The following is a 1,374-nucleotide window of genomic DNA, read 5'->3' as shown; positions in this document are numbered from 1 at the left end:
GTGGTGCTCGCCCTGGCCGCCGCCGGCCCGCCGCTGGCGCTGGCCGCGCGGGCGCGCCCGGCCTCTGCGGTGCCCGCCGCCGCGGCCGCCGCGCTCGCCGCGCTGCTGGTGGCGCTGGCCGCCGACACCGGCCTGCTGGCCCTGCTCGGCTACCTCGTGGCGATCGTCGGCCCGGCGGCGTTCCTGGTGGTGCTGGCCGTGGGGGCGCTGCGCGACCGGCGCTCACGCCCCTGGCTGCTGGGCCTGCTCGCCCTGCTGGCCGCCGGCGCGGGCGCCGGCGTGCTGCGCCCGGCGGTGGTCGCGGAGCTGGCCGGCGAGATCGCCGGCTCCCGCCCCGGGCAGGTCCTGCCGCCCGCGCTGCGGGCGCTGCTGCTGACCGGGGCCGCGCTGTGGGCGCTCACCGCCGTCCTGCTGCGCCGCGCCGGCACCGGCCGCTGCGGCACCTGCGGCCGGCCCGGCCCGCGCTGGGGCGAGCCCGCCGCGGCGCTGCGCCGGGGCCGGGTCGCCACGCTCGTCGCGGCCGCCTGCCCGCTGCCGTACGCGCTGCTGCGCGCCACCTGGCTCACCCCCTGGCCGCAGGGCGCGCCCGCCGACCTGGAGCCGGCCACCCGGTTGTTCGGCCTGGCCCTGGGGGCGGCCGCCGTCGGCGGCTGCGTGCTGACCGTCGGGCTGCTGCGGCCCTGGGGGGAGGTGTGGCCCGGGTGGGTGCCGGTGCTGCGCGGGCGCCCGGTGCCGTGGCGGCTGCCGGTGCTGCTGGCCGGCGCGGTCGCGGCGGTCCTGCTGGCCGCCACCCCCGCCTTCCTCGCCGTCGGCGTCGGCGGCCTGCGCGAGGGGGACGGGGCGCGCGCCTCGTTCTTCGTGCTCTTCCCCACCCTGCCGTGGGGCCTGGCCCTGGCGGCGGCCGCCGCCGCGTACGGCTACCGCCGCCGCGGTGCCTGCGGCACCTGCGGGCGCGGCGCCGGGCCGCTGTCCGTGCGTGACGCCCGTGCACGCGGTCCGCTGAGCTCGGTCCGCTGAGCTCGGTCCGCTGAGCTCGGCCCGCTGAGCGCCGCGCGCTGGGAGGATGCCGCCGTGGCGCGCGCGGGGAGGGGCCCGGTGGTGCGCGCCAGCCTGCACCGCTGGGTCTACCTGCTGCTCGGGGCGGCGCTGGCCGTGGCGTTCGTGCTCGTCCTGGCCTGGCCGGTGGAGCTGCTGCGGCGCGCGCTGCCCGCCCCGGCCGCCGTCCCCGCCTGCGCCGCGGTGCTGCTGCTGCCGGTGGCGCTGGTGGGGACGATGGGCGAGGTGCGCTCGGTGGAGGGCGCGGCCGCCGCGGCCCTGCTCACCCCCGGCGCCCCGGCCCGCCCCGGGCCGGGGCGCCGGGGGTGAGCAGGGCCG

General features: G+C 82.8%; 2 protein-coding genes. Both read left to right on the top strand.

The genetic code is table 11. The features are described from left to right. On the top strand, positions 1-1,017 hold a 1,017-nt coding region (locus GTR00_RS20875; protein ID WP_166613439.1), incomplete at its 5' end, for a hypothetical protein. Between the two features lie 54 nt (positions 1,018-1,071). Then, complete coding sequence (locus GTR00_RS20870; RefSeq protein WP_166613438.1) at positions 1,072-1,365, top strand: hypothetical protein; 294 nt, start codon at positions 1,072-1,074, stop codon at positions 1,363-1,365. The last annotated feature ends 9 nt before the right edge of the window (positions 1,366-1,374 follow it).

Origin of the sequence: Kineococcus indalonis (assembly GCF_009906395.1) — a bacterium.
Taxonomy (GTDB): Bacteria; Actinomycetota; Actinomycetes; order Actinomycetales; family Kineococcaceae; genus Kineococcus; species Kineococcus indalonis.
The sequence above is the reverse complement of the archived record's forward strand: the minus strand, read 5'-3'. Positions and strand labels throughout refer to the sequence as shown.